This is a genomic window from Pseudomonas sp. J380 (assembly GCF_009827115.1).
Taxonomy (GTDB): Bacteria; Pseudomonadota; Gammaproteobacteria; order Pseudomonadales; family Pseudomonadaceae; genus Aquipseudomonas; species Aquipseudomonas paracarnis.
Map to the genome: position 1 here is coordinate 4073191 of NZ_CP043060.1, position 16442 is coordinate 4089632.

A 16442-nucleotide genomic window follows, 5' to 3' on the forward strand; every position below is an offset into this window, starting at 1 on the left:
GCCGCAAGGCTCCCGCTTGCTAACCTGATAGGTGTTACATGGCAGGCGCAAAAGAGATTCGCAGTAAGATTGCGAGCATCAAAAGCACGCAAAAAATTACCAGCGCCATGGAAAAAGTGGCGGTCAGCAAAATGCGCAAGGCACAAATGCGCATGGCTGCTAGCCGTCCTTATGCGGAGCGTATCCGCCAGGTAATTGGGCATCTGGCCAACGCCAACCCGGAATACCGCCACCCGTTCATGATCGACCGCGCCGTCAAGCGTGTGGGTTATGTGGTAGTGAGCAGTGACCGTGGTTTGTGTGGTGGTCTGAATACCAACCTGTTCAAGGCCCTGGTCAAGGACATGGCGGTAAACCGCGAAAACGGCGTCGAGATTGATCTGTGTGTTGTTGGTAGCAAGGGTGCGGCCTTTTTCCGCAACTTCGGCGGTAACGTCGTTGCAGCTATCAGCCACCTGGGTGAAGAGCCGTCGATCAATGATTTGATCGGCAGTGTGAAGGTGATGCTGGATGCGTACCTGGAAGGCCGTATTGACCGCCTCTCCGTGGTATCCAACAAGTTCATCAACACCATGACCCAGCAGCCAACCGTGGAGCAATTGATTCCACTGGTGGCGACTCCGGATCAGGAACTCAAGCACCACTGGGACTACCTCTACGAACCAGACGCCAAAGAGCTGCTTGACGGCTTGATGGTGCGCTACGTGGAGTCGCAGGTGTACCAGGCGGTGGTCGAGAACAACGCAGCTGAACAAGCGGCGCGGATGATCGCGATGAAAAACGCTACCGATAACGCCGGTGATCTGATCAGCGATTTGCAGCTGATCTACAACAAGGCGCGTCAGGCTGCGATCACCCAAGAGATCTCGGAAATCGTCGGCGGCGCTGCCGCGGTTTAACGGTTCAAATATTCAGAGGATCCAGCTATGAGTAGCGGACGTATCGTTCAAATCATCGGCGCCGTTATCGACGTGGAATTTCCACGCGACAGCGTACCGAGCATCTATAACGCGCTGAAAGTACAAGGCGCGGAAACTACCCTGGAAGTTCAGCAGCAGCTGGGCGACGGCGTAGTTCGTACCATTGCGATGGGTTCCACCGAAGGCTTGAAGCGCGGTCTGGACGTTGTCGACACTGGCGCTGCCATCTCCGTACCGGTCGGTAAAGCGACTCTGGGCCGGATCATGGACGTACTGGGCAACCCGATCGACGAAGCTGGCCCGATTGCCACCGAAGAGCGCTGGGGCATTCACCGCGCAGCACCTTCGTTCGCAGAACAAGCGGGCGGCAACGACCTGCTGGAAACCGGCATCAAGGTTATCGACCTGGTTTGCCCGTTCGCCAAAGGCGGTAAAGTCGGTCTGTTCGGTGGTGCCGGTGTAGGCAAGACCGTAAACATGATGGAACTGATCCGTAACATCGCCATCGAGCACAGCGGTTATTCCGTGTTCGCAGGTGTTGGTGAGCGTACTCGTGAGGGTAACGACTTCTACCACGAGATGAAGGACTCCAACGTTCTGGACAAAGTGGCACTGGTTTACGGTCAGATGAACGAGCCGCCGGGAAACCGTCTGCGCGTAGCCCTGACTGGCCTGACCATGGCCGAGAAGTTCCGTGACGAAGGTAACGACGTTCTGCTGTTCGTCGACAACATCTACCGTTACACCCTGGCCGGTACTGAAGTATCCGCACTGCTGGGCCGTATGCCTTCGGCAGTAGGTTACCAGCCGACCCTGGCTGAAGAGATGGGCGTTCTGCAAGAGCGTATCACTTCGACCAAGGAAGGTTCGATCACCTCGATCCAAGCGGTATACGTACCTGCGGATGACTTGACCGACCCGTCGCCAGCCACCACCTTCGCCCACTTGGACGCCACCGTTGTTCTGTCCCGTGACATCGCTTCCCTGGGTATCTACCCAGCGGTCGATCCACTCGACTCGACTTCGCGCCAGCTGGACCCGAACGTGATCGGCCAGGAGCACTACGACACCGCTCGCGGTGTTCAGTACGTGCTGCAGCGTTACAAAGAACTGAAGGACATCATTGCGATCCTGGGTATGGACGAGCTGTCGGAAGCCGACAAGCAGTTGGTAAACCGTGCTCGTAAGATCCAGCGTTTCTTGTCGCAGCCGTTCTTCGTGGCTGAAGTCTTCACCGGTGCCTCGGGTAAATACGTTTCCCTGAAAGACACCATTGCTGGCTTCAAAGGCATCCTCAACGGTGACTACGACCACCTGCCAGAACAAGCGTTCTACATGGTCGGCGGCATCGAAGAAGCGATCGAGAAAGCCAAGAAACTGTAATCCTGGCGCCCGGAAACGGGCGCTCATCAGGTTGAGGCAATCAGATGGCTATGACAGTCCATTGCGATATCGTCAGCGCGGAAGGAGAAATTTTCTCCGGTCTGGTCGAGTTTGTAACAGCGCACGGTGACCTGGGTGATCTTGGTATCGCCATGGGTCACGCCCCGCTGATCACAAGCTTGAAGCCAGGTCCGATCACTCTGACCAAGCAAGGCGGGGAACGTGAGGTGTTTTACATCTCCGGTGGTTTCCTCGAGGTTCAGCCGAACATGGTCAAGGTACTTGCCGACACCGTGCAACGTGCTGGCGACCTGGATGAAGCCTCCGCTCAGGAAGCCGTCAAGGCTGCCGAGAAGGCGCTGAACGAAAAAGGCGCAGACTTCGACTACAGCGCTGCTGCAGTCCGTCTGGCCGAGGCCGCAGCCCAGCTGCGTACTCTCCAGCAGATCCGCAAGAAGTAAGCGGCGTCGCCGTTTTGTTTCATGCGTGATTGATTAAAAAGGGTAGCCTCGGCTACCCTTTTTCTTTTTTTGCAAAACACTTCTTTGGTCTGAACCCGGACCGCCCAGGATTGGTAGCCATTCATGTCTCTTGAAATCGTCATTCTCGCCGCAGGCCAGGGCACCCGCATGCGTTCAGCCCTGCCCAAGGTACTGCATCCGGTTGCCGGCAACTCCATGCTGGGCCATGTTATCCACAGTGCCCGCCAGTTGGACCCACAACGTATTCATGTGGTGATTGGCCACGGTGCCGACGTGGTCCGTGAGCGTCTGGCTGCGGACGATCTGAATTTCGTATTGCAAGACAAGCAACTGGGCACCGGCCACGCGACCGCGCAGGCTGTGCCTTTCATCACCGCGGACACGGTATTGATCCTCTACGGCGATGTACCGCTGATTGAAGTGGAAACCTTGCGACGTCTGCTGAAGCACGTGGTGCCTGGCCAGATGGGCCTGCTGACCGTTGAGCTGGATGACCCTACGGGCTACGGCCGCATTGTGCGCAACGCCGACGGCAAGGTGGCTGCCATCGTTGAACACAAGGATGCCAGCGAAGCCCAGCGCGCGATTACTGAAGGCAATACCGGCATTCTCGCCGTGTCTGCCAACAAGCTCGCCGACTGGATGAGCCGCCTGTCCAACAACAACGCTCAGGGCGAATACTACCTCACCGACGTCATCGAGATGGCCGTCAGCGATGGCCTGCTGGTCGCCACCGAGCAGCCCCATCATCCGATGGAAGTGCAGGGCGCCAACGACCGCAAACAACTGGCAGAGCTGGAACGTCACTATCAACTGCGCGAAGGCCTGCGCCTGATGACCCAGGGCGTGACCCTGCGAGACCCGGCGCGTTTCGATGTACGTGGCGAAGTCACGGTGGGCCGCGACGTCCTGATCGATATCAATGTGATCCTCGAAGGCCGCGTGATCATTGAAGACGGTGTGGTCATCGGTCCGAACTGCGTGATCAAGGACAGCACCTTGCGCAAAGGCGTGGTGGTCAAGGCCAACAGCCATATCGACGGTGCCGTGATGGGTGAGGGCAGCGATGCCGGGCCGTTTGCGCGCTTGCGTCCGGGTAGCGAGTTGGGGGCCAAGGCGCATGTGGGTAACTTTGTCGAACTGAAAAACGCTCACCTCGGCGAAGGCGCCAAAGTCGGCCACCTGACTTATCTGGGCGATGCCGTCATCGGCGCACGCACCAACATCGGCGCTGGCACCATCACCTGCAACTATGACGGTGCCAACAAGTACCAGACCACCATTGGTGAAGACGTGTTCATCGGGTCCAATAACTCGCTGGTTGCTCCCGTGACCATCGGTGATGGTTCCAACACCGCAGCGGGCTCGACCATCAACCAGGATGTGGATAAGTCCCAACTGGCCGTTGCCCGCGCCCGCCAACGCAACATCGACGGCTGGAAACGCCCGGTCAAGATCAAAAAGAGCTGAGTTATCCACAACTCGATAGGTTGAGACTCACTCCTGTGGAAGCTGGCTTGCCTGCGATAGCGGTCTGACATTCATCATGATGTCGCCTGACACGCAGCTATCGCAGGCAAGCCAGCTCCCACAGTTGTTTAGTGGCATGTCCGAAAGCTCTACAAAAATGCCTTCCGCCTCTTGACGATCTTTCCCCAATAGGTTTTGATTGCCTTCGCTATCTTTCGAAACGAAACTTATCACTACCATGTCGAAACGAAACACCCCCCAGCGACGCCACAATATCCTCACCTTGCTCAACGAGCAGGGCGAAGTCAGCGTGGACGAGTTGGCCAAACATTTCGAAACTTCGGAAGTGACCATCCGCAAGGACCTTGCTGCCCTCGAAAGTAACGGCTTGCTCCTGCGTCGCTACGGCGGTGCAATCACTATGCCCCAAGAGCTGGTGGGCGACGCTGCCCAGCCCATCTCGGCCTACAAGCGCGCCATCGCCCGTGCGGCCGTGAAGCGTTTGCGTGAACATGCGCGCATCATCATCGACAGCGGCAGCACTACCGCCGCGATGATCCCCGAACTGGGCCATCAGCCGGGCCTGGTGGTGATGACCAACTCCCTGAACGTGGCCCGCGCCTTGAGCGAATTGGAACACGAGCCGGTGCTGTTGATGACCGGGGGTACCTGGGACCCACATTCGGATTCGTTCCAGGGCCAGGTCGCTGAGCAGGTGCTGCGTTCCTATGACTTTGACCAGCTGTTCATCGGTGCCGATGGCATCGACCTGCAGCGCGGTACCACTACCTTCAACGAACTGCTGGGCTTGAGCCGTGTGATGGCCGAGGTCGCCCGTGAAGTGGTGGTGATGGTCGAATCCGACAAGATCGGCCGCAAGATTCCCAACCTGGAACTGCCCTGGAGCAGCGTCCATACCCTTATTACCGATGATCGCCTGCCGCTCGAGGCCCGCGACCAGATCCAAGCCCGCGGCATTACGCTGATATGCGCGGCAATCATCTAGGAGAAACACCATGTGTGGAATTGTTGGCGCAGTCGCCGAACGTAACGTTACTGCCATCCTGATCGAAGGCCTCAAGCGCCTCGAATACCGCGGCTACGATAGCGCCGGTGTGGCCGTCTTCACCAACGCCGGCAAGCTGGAGCGCATGCGCCGCCCGGGTAAGGTCAGCGAACTGGACCAAGCCCTGGCCGGTGAACCGCTGGCAGGCCGCCTGGGCATTGCCCACACCCGTTGGGCCACCCACGGTGCACCGTGCGAGCGTAACGCTCACCCGCACTTCTCCGGCGACCTGGCCGTGGTGCACAACGGCATTATCGAAAACCATGAAGTGCTGCGTGAACAACTCAAGGGCCTGGGCTACGTCTTCACCTCGGACACCGACACCGAAGTGATCGCCCACCTGCTCAACCACAAGCTCAAGGATCACAGCGACCTGACCACCGCCCTCAAGGCCACGGTCAAGGAACTGCATGGCGCCTACGGCCTGGCCGTGATCAGCGCCAGCCAGCCTGACCGCCTGGTTGCCGCACGCAGTGGCAGCCCATTGGTGATCGGCCTGGGCCTGGGCGAGAACTTCCTTGCCTCCGACCAACTGGCCCTGCGCCAAGTGACCGACCGCTTCATGTATCTGGAAGAAGGCGACATTGCCGACATCCGCCGTGAAAGCGTGCAGATCTGGGATGTGAATGGTCAGTCCGTCGAGCGCGAAGCCGTGCAATACCGCGACGGTGCCGAAGCCGCCGACAAAGGCGAGTTCCGCCACTTCATGCTCAAGGAAATCCACGAGCAGCCGTCCGTGGTACAGCGCACCCTGGAAGGTCGCCTGAGCCAGAACCAAGTATTGGTGAACGCTTTCGGCCCGCAAGCCGCCGAACTGTTCGCCAAAGTGCGCAATGTGCAAATCGTCGCCTGTGGCACCAGCTACCACGCCGGTATGGTGGCGCGTTACTGGTTGGAAGAACTGGCCGGCATCCCCTGCCAGGTCGAAGTCGCCAGCGAGTTCCGCTACCGCAAGGTGGTGGTGCAGCCCGACACCCTGTTCGTGACCATCTCCCAGTCCGGTGAAACCGCCGACACCCTGGCTGCCTTGCGCAACGCCAAGGAGCTGGGCTTCCTCGGCAGTCTGGCGATCTGCAACGTCAGCATCAGCTCCCTGGTGCGTGAATCCGACCTGACCCTGCTGACCCAGGCCGGTCGCGAAATCGGCGTGGCCTCCACCAAAGCCTTCACCACCCAACTGGTGGGCCTGTTGCTGCTGACCCTGTCCTTGGGCCAAGTGCGCGGCACCCTCGCCGAAGGTGTCGAAGCCACCCTGGTGGAAGAACTGCGTCGCCTGCCGACCCGCCTGGGTGAAGCCTTGGCCATGGACAGCACCGTGGAAAAAGTCGCCGAGCTGTTCGCTGACAAGAACCACACCCTGTTCCTGGGCCGTGGCGCGCAATACCCGGTGGCGATGGAAGGCTCGCTGAAACTCAAGGAAATCTCGTACATCCACGCCGAAGCCTACCCGGCCGGCGAGCTGAAGCACGGCCCGTTGGCCCTGGTGGACGACGACATGCCGGTGGTTACCGTGGCGCCGAACAACGAACTGCTGGAGAAGCTCAAATCCAACCTGCAGGAAGTACGCGCCCGTGGCGGCCAACTGATCGTTTTCGCAGATGAAAAAGCCGGCATGACCAACGGTGAAGGCACCCACGTCATCAACATGCCGCATATCCACGACACGCTGTCGCCGATCCTCTACACCATCCCGCTGCAGTTGCTGTCGTACTACGTGGCCGTGCTCAAAGGCACCGACGTTGACCAGCCGCGTAATCTGGCGAAGTCGGTGACGGTGGAATAAGCCTTACTGACGTACCCAATAGGGGCTGTTTTAAACAGCCCCTTTTTTTCGTTCTGGATTCGCTCAATTCAAGGATGCGTATTGATGCAAAGCCCTTCTGCTACCGTCCACGCACGTCTGCACAATCGTCGGTTTGTGGTCGCGAATAACGCGCAAGGCTTGTCCGGTACCGGCACCGTGTTTCATTACAAAGTCGAAGACGGGGTGATTTCGAGCATTTATCAGGGTGGCCGAATTCGCCTGGGAACGCAGGTCGGGCGGGTCACCGGCCCAGATACTATCGAGCTGCTTTATCAGTGCGTCACCCTGGACGGGGAGCTGCTCGCAGGGTGGTCACGAGGCACGGTAGGTGTTGATCACGCAGGGCGCACTACCCTGAGTTTCGTTTGGGGCTGGCTATCGGGTGCGACCGGAGGCGGAGAGTCTAGCTATATCGAGATCACTGGCTAGAGGCATTGAAAGCACCATAAAACCTACAGGCAGGCGCATATCCCCTGTGGGAGCGGGCTTGCCCGCGAAGGCGGCGTGTCAGTCGCTGCATCTGTTACTGCACTACCGCTTTCGCAGGCAAGCCAGCTGCCACATTTTGATCTCCATCGGGTTTGAGAAAGGTGTGGGTCAGGTCCACCAGTAGCGCACGAGATGAAAGAAGATCGGCGCCGCAAAGCACACCGAATCCAGACGATCCAACATCCCGCCGTGTCCTTCGATCATGTGCCCCCAGTCCTTCACACCGCGGTCACGCTTGATCGCCGACATCACAATCCCTCCCGCAAACCCCAGCAAGTTGATCAGCAGCGCGATCAGAAACGACTGCCAGGGATTGAACGGTGTGGTCCACCACAGCGCCGCGCCGATCAAGGAGGACAGCAGAATTCCGCCCACAAACCCTTCCACGGTTTTCGATGGCGACAGGTTGGGCGCGATCTTGCGTTTGCCGAACAGCTTGCCGCACACGTACTGCAATACGTCCGACAGTTGCACCACGATCACCAGATAGGCGATCAGCAGCAGGTTGCGGCCTTCGTAGCCCGGTATGTCCAAGGTCAGTAGTGCCGGGACGAAAGACACGCAGAACACGGCGATCATCAGCCCCCATTGCACCTTCGATGCCCGTTCCAGAAAGTGCGTACTGTCGCCGCCCAGGGAGGCGAGGATCGGCAGCAGCAGGAACACGTACACCGGGATGAAGATCGAGAACAGCCCGTACCAGTCGGCGTAGATCAGCAGGTATTGCAGCGGCAGGGCCAGGTAGAACGCGGCCACCAGGGCCGGGTAGTCGCTGCGTCGGGTGGGCGTGAGGGTGAGGAACTCGCGCAGGGCGTAGAACGACACCGCGTAGAACAGCAGGATCACCGCGCCGGTGCCGAGCCAGAACGCGATGCCGATCACCACCACCATCACCCACCAGGCGTTGATGCGGGCGTTGAGGTTGTCGATCACGGCATTCGGGCTGCCACGGGTGCGCAGCTTGAGGATCAGGCCGATCAGCGAGGCGATGACCAGGATCGCGCCGATGCCGCCAAATAACATCAGGGTTTGGCTATCCATCTCAGGAATGCTCCGGGGCAAGGGCGAGCAGGGCGTCGCGGCTGCGGGCAAGGAAGTCGGCTTTGTCTTCGCCTTCTTCCAGTTGCAGGGGGGCACCGAAGCTGGTGGTGCATAACAAGGGCAGTGGCAATACGCGGCCCTTGGGCATAACCCGGTTCAGGTTGGCTATCCACACCGGGACCAGCTCGGCCTGTGGGTAACTCTTTGCCAGGTGGTACAAACCGCTTTTGAACGGCAGCAAGCCATCCTCCAGATTGCGCGTGCCTTCGGGAAAAATGATCAGCGAATCGCCGCCCTCCAACGCCGCAAGCATGGGCTGCAATGGGTTGTCCACAGGGTCCTTGCGCTCACGGTCGATCAGCACGCCATTGAACACTCGATTGATGATGTAGCGGCGCAGCGCACTCTTGTTCCAGTAATCACTGCCGGCCACCGGGCGTGTGAATTTGCGCAGGTTCTGCGGCAGTGATGCCCACACCAGGACGAAGTCGCCGTGGCTGCTGTGGTTGGCGAAGTAGATCCGCTGCACCGGGACCGGCGCGCACCCCAGCCACAGGCTGCGGGCGCCAGTGACGGTGCGGGCCATGGAAGTAATCAGCGTGGCGACCACGGGTTCGAACATGGGAATTCCTTATCCGGCGAAAGGTAGCCAAGGGCTGGCGAGAATGACGCCCAGGGTCAACAGCGCTTGCGCGCCCAGCAGCCAGGCTTGTTTACGCAGCAGTTTGAGGGCGCCGCGACGGCGTTCAGTCCATGGCCGACCGGCTCGCTTGGGCGATTGCAGGCCAAGGGTTTGCAGGGCCTGGTCCAGGTCTGGCGTGCGGGTGGTGTCGCGAGCGAGCAGGGCGAACAGGTCGGCGTCAAAGGCCACCCGCAGCGCCCAATACTTTTGCAGCAGGCCCAGCACGATCATCCACAGGGCCAACAGCAGACAAATGGTGGAAATGCTGGCCAACAGCAGCTGGGCGAGGCCAAACAGCACGCCTAGCAGCGTCAGGCCTGTGGATAACTGATCCAGGGAGCGGCCGCGGCGCAACAGGCTGGCGACGACCTGGAGTTCCATATCAGCAGGCATTTGGCAAACCCTCCAATGCTTGACGGTGTTCGGGGTGCAGGACCACATCGGCCCGCGCTGTACGAATAATAGCCAGCGCTTGCTCAACCGTGGTGGCTCGCCCCGTGTTCAACAGCCAGGCGGCGACGGCGGTGGCGCTGCGTGAGTAACCGAGGGCACAGCACACCAACAGGGGGCCGCTCGCTTGCAGGCGTTCAATGGTGTGGGCCGCTTTCAAGCATTCGTCGGGGGTTGGGGCGATCAGGTCCAGCACGGGCACGCGGGCGTAAGCACGGCCCTGTGGATTAATCGGCAGTTCGGCGCATAAGTCGACAATGGCCTTGAATGAACCCAGCTCGCGGGTGGCAGGAATACGCCCGAGCCAGACGTTATCCACAATCGGATCGGCCTGAGGATGTTTGCGCGTCCACAGCCGCGAATTGATCCAGGCGCCCGCCAGATAAGGTGCATATAACCAGCGTGCCGCAGGCGTAAGGTGGCCATCCTCACGTTTTTGAAAGCCCGACGCGCCGAGTACGAGGTAGTTGGCCGTGATCAACCCCAGAGAAACCGCAGGCCATAGCAGCCACAGGCAAGCGCCACCGCATAAGCAGGCCAGCACTGTCAGTATCACTGCGCCCAGCCCATAGCGTATCCCTAGCCGCCATCGTTGGTTATCCCGCGTCAGCCGTGCATTCAGTAAGGGGCTCGGGTGCTGCATCGGCCATAACCACACGCACAACCACCCCGCGAGGGCGCCTGTGGGTAAGTCGATAAAGTGATGTTGATAAGTGGTCAGCACCGAAACCCCGATTAGCGCGAACCAGCCGTGCACCACCCAACGCCAGAATCCTTGAGTATGCCGTTGGTACATCACCCACAGGATCACCAGCAGCGCGATATGCAGCGAAGGCGCCTGGTTGAAGGGCTTGTCAAAACCGGCCAGCACCGCAAACAACCAACCGAACACACCGTCCAGTTCCGGCCGCTCAAACGTGAAGCGCAGTGGCCAGATCAGGAAGCAACTCACGGCTATCACCTGCGCACTCAGCAGGCGCAGCGCATGCTGTTTGAGCTCATGACGCGTGTTGGGTAGCAGCAACGAGAAGCCGTAAAGCAGGTCGACGGACCAGTAGGGCACGATGGTCCATGCCCAGAACGGCATGTGTGTTTCCCAGCCGAACACCAGGGTGCCGACGTCGCTGCGCTGGCTGGTGACCCAGGTGGCGAAGCCGTAGGTGCTGAAAAACAGCGGTGCCAACAGCAGCAGCCAAAGCATCGCAGGTTTCAATAAACCGGTTTCGCGCATGTTCAGATCTTCTGTGCCAGGGACACGGTGAAAATGCCCCACTCATCCACGCGCTGGGTGATCTTGCGAAAGCCCGCTGCTTCGACGAGTTGGTCCATTTCCGCCTGGCTGCGCCGGCGCATCACCCAAGCCTGACCCTGACGGTGGCTGGTAAGCGAACGGGCAATCAGCTCCAACTGCGGGTGCCACGGTTGGCCGGTGTAGACCAGGTAACCACCTGGCTCCACGGCTTCGGCCAGGCCCGCCAGTGAACCGCCGACCATGGCGTTATCGGCGAACAATTCGTACAGGCCAGACACCACGGCCAGGGACGGCTTGGGGTCGAGGGCGGCCAGGTCGGCGCGGTCGAACGCGTCGCCTTTGACGAACTGGGCGATGTCCCCCAAACCCTTTTCGCGAATCAGCGCGCCACCGTCGCGCACATTGATATCGCTGTAGTCGCGCAGCAGGATCGACTCCGGCAACGGCGAGACGCCCTGCAAGGCTTCAAGAATGTAACGGCCGTGGCCGGCGGCGATATCGACGATACGGACTTCGCGGTGATCATCACGCAGCTTGGCCATGGCCAGGCGCAGCAGCTCTTCGACGTTCAGCTTGCGCTGGCGAATACCACGCCAGCCGATGGAGTTGAGGTAGTTGGTATCGATCATCCGCCCCAGCCCGCCCTTGCCGGTAGGCTTATTGCGATACACGTAGTCCAGGGTGCTGCCGGAATCGAAGCCGGTGTCGAAGCCCAGCTTCACCCCATCCGACAGGTTCTTGCCCAAGCCCATGCTGGCGCGGGTCATGCGCCAGTACAGGTCGCGCAGTGAATTGCGTGGCAACGGCGCGGCGAGGGATTCGGATTCGGCGCACGTGGCGCCAAGTTTGTCTGCATCCAGTAAAGAAGCGCGGTCCAGCGGGTGGGCGAAGTTCTGCAAGATAAAGCGCTTGGCGCTGCTCACAGCCACGGCGCGATCACGTTCGCCGAGGGTGTCGTGAAAAAAGCCGGGGAGGATATGCAGCTCTTTTTTAAGGCTGCCGAGGCGGTCGAAGAACTGCTGCTGGGGTTTACGGTGCACCACAAAGTCGGAGCCCGAAATAAGCAGTTGGGTCGGCACCTGGATCGCCTGGGCGTCGGCGACAACCCGGGCGGCCGCTTCGTAAAGGCCCAGCAGCACATTCACCGAAATGGCCTTGGTGATCAGTGGATCGCTGTCGTAGGACGCCACGCGTTCGGGGTCATGGCTGAGGAACTTGGCCTTGACGTAGCTGTTGACGAAAAAGTTGCCACGAAACTTGCGCATCAGTGCCAGGCCGGGGCGGGCGAAGGGCACGTACAGCTTGACCTTGAAGGCTGGCGAGGCGAGCACCAGGGCGCGGATTTTTGGCGCGTAATCATGAACCCAGGTGGCCGCGATCACCGCGCCGACGCTTTGGGCGATGACGGCGATGCCTTCCTCCTCGATGCCGTAGGTGGCATTGATGTGGTCACAGAAAGTCTGCACATCGCGGGCGCTGGTGGCAAAGCTGGGGCTGTCGCCGCGCTCGCCTGGGGATTGGCCGTGGCCACGGGCGTCCCAGGCGAAGAAGTCGAATTCAGGCAGGCCCAGTTCATCCACCAGGTGGGCAATACGCCCCGAGTGCTCATGGCCGCGATGGAACAACAGGATCGCCTTGCGCGGCCCGACACCTGCCGTGGCCGGCCAGTGCCGATAGAAAAGCTCGACGCCATCATGGGTACTGAAGGTGTGCTGTTGCTGTTCGCGCATCGCAAAATCCTTATGCAGAAGGGAGAGATTGTTGTTCTTTGAGGCCCTGACGCACCCGGTTGACCAAGGTATAGGCGAGCAGGGCGGCGACCAGCCACATCACCGCCTCCACCCAACCGGCGCCGAGCCAGCCCAGCGCCACGCCCGTGGCCAGCACCCCGAGCACGAACGCCCGATCACTCTTGCCCATGGGCCCGTCATAACGGCGCGACGCGCCCACCATCGGCCCCAGCACTCCGGCGTATTCGCTGAATACCGCAAGCAGCGTCACCAGCAGCACCGGCGCCAGGCTCATATCGGGGATCAATGCAAAGGGCAGGATCAGCGCACTGTCGGCGATCACATCGCACAATTCATTGAGGTAAGCACCGAGGCGCGACTGTTGGCCGAATTCCCGGGCCAGCATGCCATCGATGGCATTGAGCGCCATGCGCACAATCATCCACAGCGGGATCAGTGCAAACAGCCAGAGGTGTTGGGCAAAGCCCGCGATCAACAGCCCCACCAGCAGGGAAACAACCCCGGCCAGCACGGTGATCTGGTTGGCGGTGGTGCCGTTGTCATAAAGGCGCTGCACGAGAGGCCGCAGCAGGTTTTGAAAACGCGGTTTGAGTTGGTAGATGGAAATCATGGGGGGTGGCGCTTCCTTGTCCGTGAACCCGCGAAAAACTGTCTGAAGTGTGCCGACTAATCGCAGCCGACACCAGTGATGGCTCGTGTTTATAGGGGATTAGTCACGCTCTTGAGCATAATCAATCACCGCTTGTGGGAGCGTCCTATGGGGCCTCAACAGCAGGTGATCGAGTTCGTGTCTATAGTTACATCTCTACACACGCAGAGGGTCGCAAATGTCTTCGACTTTGCACCGACAGACACCGACTCTGAGGGTGACAGACGCGCGTAGGTTGCAAGTAGCGGTCGTTGCGTATCACCGACAGACATTAGACGAGGCACTGCAGGCACGTACCGAAAGGTATTCGCGCGATGTCCTTGGTCGAGTGCATGCACAATGGGACACGCGATTGTGGGCAACGGGTGGTGAAACAGGGGAGCCCAACCAAGTTATGACCCATAGTCTGTCGGGCCAGCTGTTGCGTGTTGAAAGCGTAGATGCGGGCTGGCGTGTCAACCTTGTGGGCGACGCAGCTCAAACGCTGCATAGTTGGGATGGGCGGGGTACTGTCCGGCGGGTGTGCTATGACTCCCAAATACGTCAGGTTAGTGTGAGCGAAGAGTCAGCGACCACTCTCCAGACCTTCGTCGAGCGGCTGACGTACGGATCATCGACTGAAATGGGCAATCGTTGCGGTCGGCTGGTTCGGCATGACGATGGGGTCGGCAGCCAGGTTTTTGTCGATTACGGTTTGCTGGGGCACGTTGCAGGCCAGACTCAACAGTTTCTCAAGGCATTGGTACCCGCGGATTGGCCTGAGTCTTTGGATGAGCGCGACGCGTTATTGGAGAAAGATCACCAAGGCGCGGCAATGCGGTATCTCACGCAATGGCATCACGATGCGTTGAATCAGTTGCTCCGCCAAACCGATGCGTTGGCGAATGTGCAGAGCCATTGCTACAACGTGGCGGGTGAACTGGTTCAATCCAGTCTGACTGAGGATGGAAAACCGGAGCAATTGCTGCTCAGCGCGGTCCGCTATAACGCTTGTGGTCAAGTCGAATCCCAGCTGGCGGGTAATGGTGTCATTTCCCGGCCCGGCTACGACGCCCGCAGTGGGCGACTATTAAGACTGAACACAATCCGGCAGGATAAAGTACTCCAGGACCTACATTATCAGTGGGACCCCGTGGGTAACCTGCAATGCTTGGAGGACCGGGCACAACCAACCCAATGGTTTGATTCTCAACGAATTGTCCCCGTTAGCACTTATCGCTACGACACGCTTTACCATTTGATTGAGGCCACCGGACGGGAAAGCGTCCTGGCCGGCATTCAGCCTGGCCTGCCCGGTGTTGTACTACCAGGAGGAGGTGACGCGAGTCGGTTGCGTAACTACACGCAGGTTTACACCTATGACCTCGGCGGAAATCTAATCACGCTCAAGCATGGCAGCGAACCCTTGCGCATGATGAAGACAGCCGAGCGTAGTAATCGAAGCATGTACATGGCCGATGAGATGAATCCACCGGATTTAGCCAATGGGTTTGATGCAAACGGCAATTTGTTGATGTTGGACGGCGCGCAGAGGATGACATGGGACGCCCGTAATCAATTGCACCAAGTCACCCAGGTGCTGCGCAAGGCGGGGCCTGCGGATAACGAACGGTATTTCTACCATGGCACTGGGCAGCGTGGACGCAAGGTACGAGTGTGGCAGGCAAAGTCTGTTGAGCATGTGGCCCAGGTCATGTATCTGCCGGGTTTGGAGATACACAGCGATACGGCGACGGGAGAAGTCCTGCATGTCATCAGCGTGGCGTTAGGGCGCAGTCAAGTTCGACGGTTAAACTGGCGAGCGAACGGTCGCAAGAGACTACCTGTCCCACAGTGGCGCTACAACGTTGATGACCATCTGGGCAGCGTTGCGTTGGAACTCGATGAATATGGCGACGTGATCAGTCATGAGGGGTATTACCCCTTCGGTGGTACGGCGTGGTGGGCGGTCAGAAGTCAGACTCATGTTAATGGCAAGACCATCCGTTATTCAGGCCAAGAGCGGGATGCGACCGGATTGTACTATTACGGTTCGCGTTACTATGCGCCATGGCTGATGCGCTGGATCAACCCGGATCCCTCGGGCGAAATCGATGGGCTGAATCTGTATCGAATGGTCCGAAATAATCCGCTCCGGTATCGAGACCACGATGGCAGGGCTCCGGAAGTCGCCGACGACTATTCGGATAATTCCCCCAGTGCCCATGTTCCGGCTTATCGACAGAATCCAGAGACATTCCGGCGTCGTGACGTGGATGCTCACGTCGCCGCCGAGCGCCGGGACGCCGTGGAGAGGAGCATGACTCACCGTATGTATGGCGAGCACCGCGTTGAGTCTACTTACACGTCTGCTTCAATCCCAGGCAGGTATCGGTTCAGAAACGAATTCTTGCCCGGCCGCTGGCGCTTGATGGAAAACTACCGTGCGCCAGTAGAGGGGCCCAATGCTACCGACGTTACCTGGCATCAGTATGAAATGATTTCAAGGCATAACAATTTTTACGGTGTTTTACCGCAAGCCATTGTGCGCTGGAACGTTCAAAACAATGAGGCTCTGCTTGCTACGCAGCAGCAGGAAGGCATGCTGGAGCGGTTTTTGGCCAGTGAGGGCAATGGCCGTTCAACTCAGAGAATCATGACTGCTTTCGGCCTGCGTGCTACGGGTATCACGCGACAGGAAGTTTACGATTATCAACTGGGGGCGGACGTTGACATCATAGAGGTTCATGTCGAGCCTCAGCCTGTTCTCGAACCCGCTCCGATGGTTAGGAGCCCGTCCCTGGAGGCTTTGACTCGAGCAGTAGAGCGAGACTTGCGCCGTGCGGCGCGCAACCCTGTCTCACGGGTTGCCCATCGTGTTTGGCGAAACATGCGTAGAGTCATTCAAGGTAGCAGTGCCCGACGTGCCCTGAGGTAACCCTGTGAAGGCCGGACAGCCGACGGATATTTTGCGAGTGCTCCTCGATCTAAATGTGCGAACGGGGTTGAGAACAAAAATTTCAC

14 protein-coding genes are annotated in these 16442 nt (G+C 59.2%); 8 read left to right on the plus strand and 6 right to left on the minus strand.

Annotation, left to right across the window (positions count from 1 at the left end; all coding sequences use genetic code 11):
- Positions 1-38 precede the first annotated feature (38 nt).
- The 7 genes from atpG (at position 39) to FXO12_RS18380 (ending at position 7554) form a co-directional block, all read left to right on the plus strand.
- On the plus strand, positions 39-899 hold the full coding sequence (atpG, locus tag FXO12_RS18350; RefSeq protein WP_003233565.1) for a F0F1 ATP synthase subunit gamma: 861 nt from the start codon (positions 39-41) through the stop codon (positions 897-899).
- A gap of 27 nt (positions 900-926) precedes the next feature.
- Positions 927-2303: a F0F1 ATP synthase subunit beta gene (gene atpD / locus FXO12_RS18355; RefSeq protein ID WP_003195827.1), complete on the plus strand. Its 1377-nt coding sequence runs from the start codon at positions 927-929 to the stop codon at positions 2301-2303.
- Positions 2304-2347: 44 nt separating this feature from the next.
- Positions 2348-2764 carry a F0F1 ATP synthase subunit epsilon gene (locus FXO12_RS18360; RefSeq protein WP_003195825.1) on the plus strand — a complete coding sequence of 139 codons (417 nt, stop codon included), beginning with the start codon at positions 2348-2350 and terminating at the stop codon, positions 2762-2764.
- A 123-nt stretch (positions 2765-2887) separates the two neighbouring features.
- Positions 2888-4255 (plus strand): bifunctional UDP-N-acetylglucosamine diphosphorylase/glucosamine-1-phosphate N-acetyltransferase GlmU, encoded by a 1368-nt coding sequence (gene glmU, locus FXO12_RS18365; protein WP_160049720.1) that lies wholly within the window; start codon positions 2888-2890, stop codon positions 4253-4255.
- Positions 4256-4493: 238 nt separating this feature from the next.
- Positions 4494-5261 carry a DeoR/GlpR family DNA-binding transcription regulator gene (locus FXO12_RS18370; RefSeq protein WP_003195822.1) on the plus strand — a complete coding sequence of 256 codons (768 nt, stop codon included), beginning with the start codon at positions 4494-4496 and terminating at the stop codon, positions 5259-5261.
- A gap of 10 nt (positions 5262-5271) precedes the next feature.
- Positions 5272-7104 carry a glutamine--fructose-6-phosphate transaminase (isomerizing) gene (gene glmS, locus FXO12_RS18375; RefSeq protein ID WP_054917001.1) on the plus strand — a complete coding sequence of 611 codons (1833 nt, stop codon included), beginning with the start codon at positions 5272-5274 and terminating at the stop codon, positions 7102-7104.
- An 84-nt stretch (positions 7105-7188) separates the two neighbouring features.
- Complete coding sequence (locus FXO12_RS18380) at positions 7189-7554, plus strand: hypothetical protein (protein ID WP_054896099.1); 366 nt, start codon at positions 7189-7191, stop codon at positions 7552-7554.
- A 168-nt stretch (positions 7555-7722) separates the two neighbouring features.
- On the opposite strand, the gene FXO12_RS18385 is transcribed toward FXO12_RS18380, so the two are convergent.
- From FXO12_RS18385 to FXO12_RS18410, 6 genes are read right to left on the minus strand one after another with little or no spacing between them, the layout of a single operon-like run.
- Positions 7723-8655 carry a phosphatidate cytidylyltransferase gene (locus tag FXO12_RS18385; RefSeq protein ID WP_034129176.1) on the minus strand — a complete coding sequence of 311 codons (933 nt, stop codon included), beginning with the start codon at positions 8653-8655 and terminating at the stop codon, positions 7723-7725.
- Between the two features lies 1 nt (position 8656).
- Positions 8657-9277 carry a 1-acyl-sn-glycerol-3-phosphate acyltransferase gene (locus FXO12_RS18390; RefSeq protein WP_034129175.1) on the minus strand — a complete coding sequence of 207 codons (621 nt, stop codon included), beginning with the start codon at positions 9275-9277 and terminating at the stop codon, positions 8657-8659.
- Positions 9278-9286: 9 nt separating this feature from the next.
- Positions 9287-9730, minus strand: a complete 444-nt coding sequence (locus FXO12_RS18395; RefSeq protein ID WP_054896098.1) for a hypothetical protein — start codon at positions 9728-9730, stop codon at positions 9287-9289.
- Positions 9720-11018 (minus strand): phosphatase PAP2/dual specificity phosphatase family protein, encoded by a 1299-nt coding sequence (locus FXO12_RS18400; protein WP_160049721.1) that lies wholly within the window; start codon positions 11016-11018, stop codon positions 9720-9722. Before FXO12_RS18400 ends, FXO12_RS18395 begins: the two co-directional genes overlap by 11 nt.
- Before the next feature lie 2 nt (positions 11019-11020).
- Positions 11021-12769: a bifunctional alpha/beta hydrolase/class I SAM-dependent methyltransferase gene (locus FXO12_RS18405; RefSeq protein ID WP_057975209.1), complete on the minus strand. Its 1749-nt coding sequence runs from the start codon at positions 12767-12769 to the stop codon at positions 11021-11023.
- Positions 12770-12779: 10 nt separating this feature from the next.
- Positions 12780-13400, minus strand: a complete 621-nt coding sequence (locus FXO12_RS18410; protein WP_057975210.1) for a CDP-alcohol phosphatidyltransferase family protein — start codon at positions 13398-13400, stop codon at positions 12780-12782.
- A 433-nt stretch (positions 13401-13833) separates the two neighbouring features.
- Between FXO12_RS18410 and FXO12_RS18415 the strand changes: the two genes are divergently transcribed.
- The gene (locus tag FXO12_RS18415) at positions 13834-16356 is read left to right on the plus strand and encodes an RHS repeat-associated core domain-containing protein (RefSeq protein ID WP_057975211.1); all 2523 of its coding nucleotides are present in this window, start codon (positions 13834-13836) and stop codon (positions 16354-16356) included.
- The last annotated feature ends 86 nt before the right edge of the window (positions 16357-16442 follow it).

Coding starts and splice junctions, on each gene's coding strand:
- atpG (WP_003233565.1), top strand. CDS start 39: ATGGCAGGCGCAAAAGAGATTCGCAGTAAGATTGCGAGCATCAAAAGC.
- atpD (WP_003195827.1), top strand. CDS start 927: ATGAGTAGCGGACGTATCGTTCAAATCATCGGCGCCGTTATCGACGTG.
- FXO12_RS18360 (WP_003195825.1), top strand. CDS start 2,348: ATGGCTATGACAGTCCATTGCGATATCGTCAGCGCGGAAGGAGAAATT.
- glmU (WP_160049720.1), top strand. CDS start 2,888: ATGTCTCTTGAAATCGTCATTCTCGCCGCAGGCCAGGGCACCCGCATG.
- FXO12_RS18370 (WP_003195822.1), top strand. CDS start 4,494: ATGTCGAAACGAAACACCCCCCAGCGACGCCACAATATCCTCACCTTG.
- glmS (WP_054917001.1), top strand. CDS start 5,272: ATGTGTGGAATTGTTGGCGCAGTCGCCGAACGTAACGTTACTGCCATC.
- FXO12_RS18380 (WP_054896099.1), top strand. CDS start 7,189: ATGCAAAGCCCTTCTGCTACCGTCCACGCACGTCTGCACAATCGTCGG.
- FXO12_RS18385 (WP_034129176.1), bottom strand. CDS start 8,655: ATGGATAGCCAAACCCTGATGTTATTTGGCGGCATCGGCGCGATCCTG.
- FXO12_RS18390 (WP_034129175.1), bottom strand. CDS start 9,277: ATGTTCGAACCCGTGGTCGCCACGCTGATTACTTCCATGGCCCGCACC.
- FXO12_RS18395 (WP_054896098.1), bottom strand. CDS start 9,730: ATGCCTGCTGATATGGAACTCCAGGTCGTCGCCAGCCTGTTGCGCCGC.
- FXO12_RS18400 (WP_160049721.1), bottom strand. CDS start 11,018: ATGCGCGAAACCGGTTTATTGAAACCTGCGATGCTTTGGCTGCTGCTG.
- FXO12_RS18405 (WP_057975209.1), bottom strand. CDS start 12,769: ATGCGCGAACAGCAACAGCACACCTTCAGTACCCATGATGGCGTCGAG.
- FXO12_RS18410 (WP_057975210.1), bottom strand. CDS start 13,400: ATGATTTCCATCTACCAACTCAAACCGCGTTTTCAAAACCTGCTGCGG.
- FXO12_RS18415 (WP_057975211.1), top strand. CDS start 13,834: ATGACCCATAGTCTGTCGGGCCAGCTGTTGCGTGTTGAAAGCGTAGAT.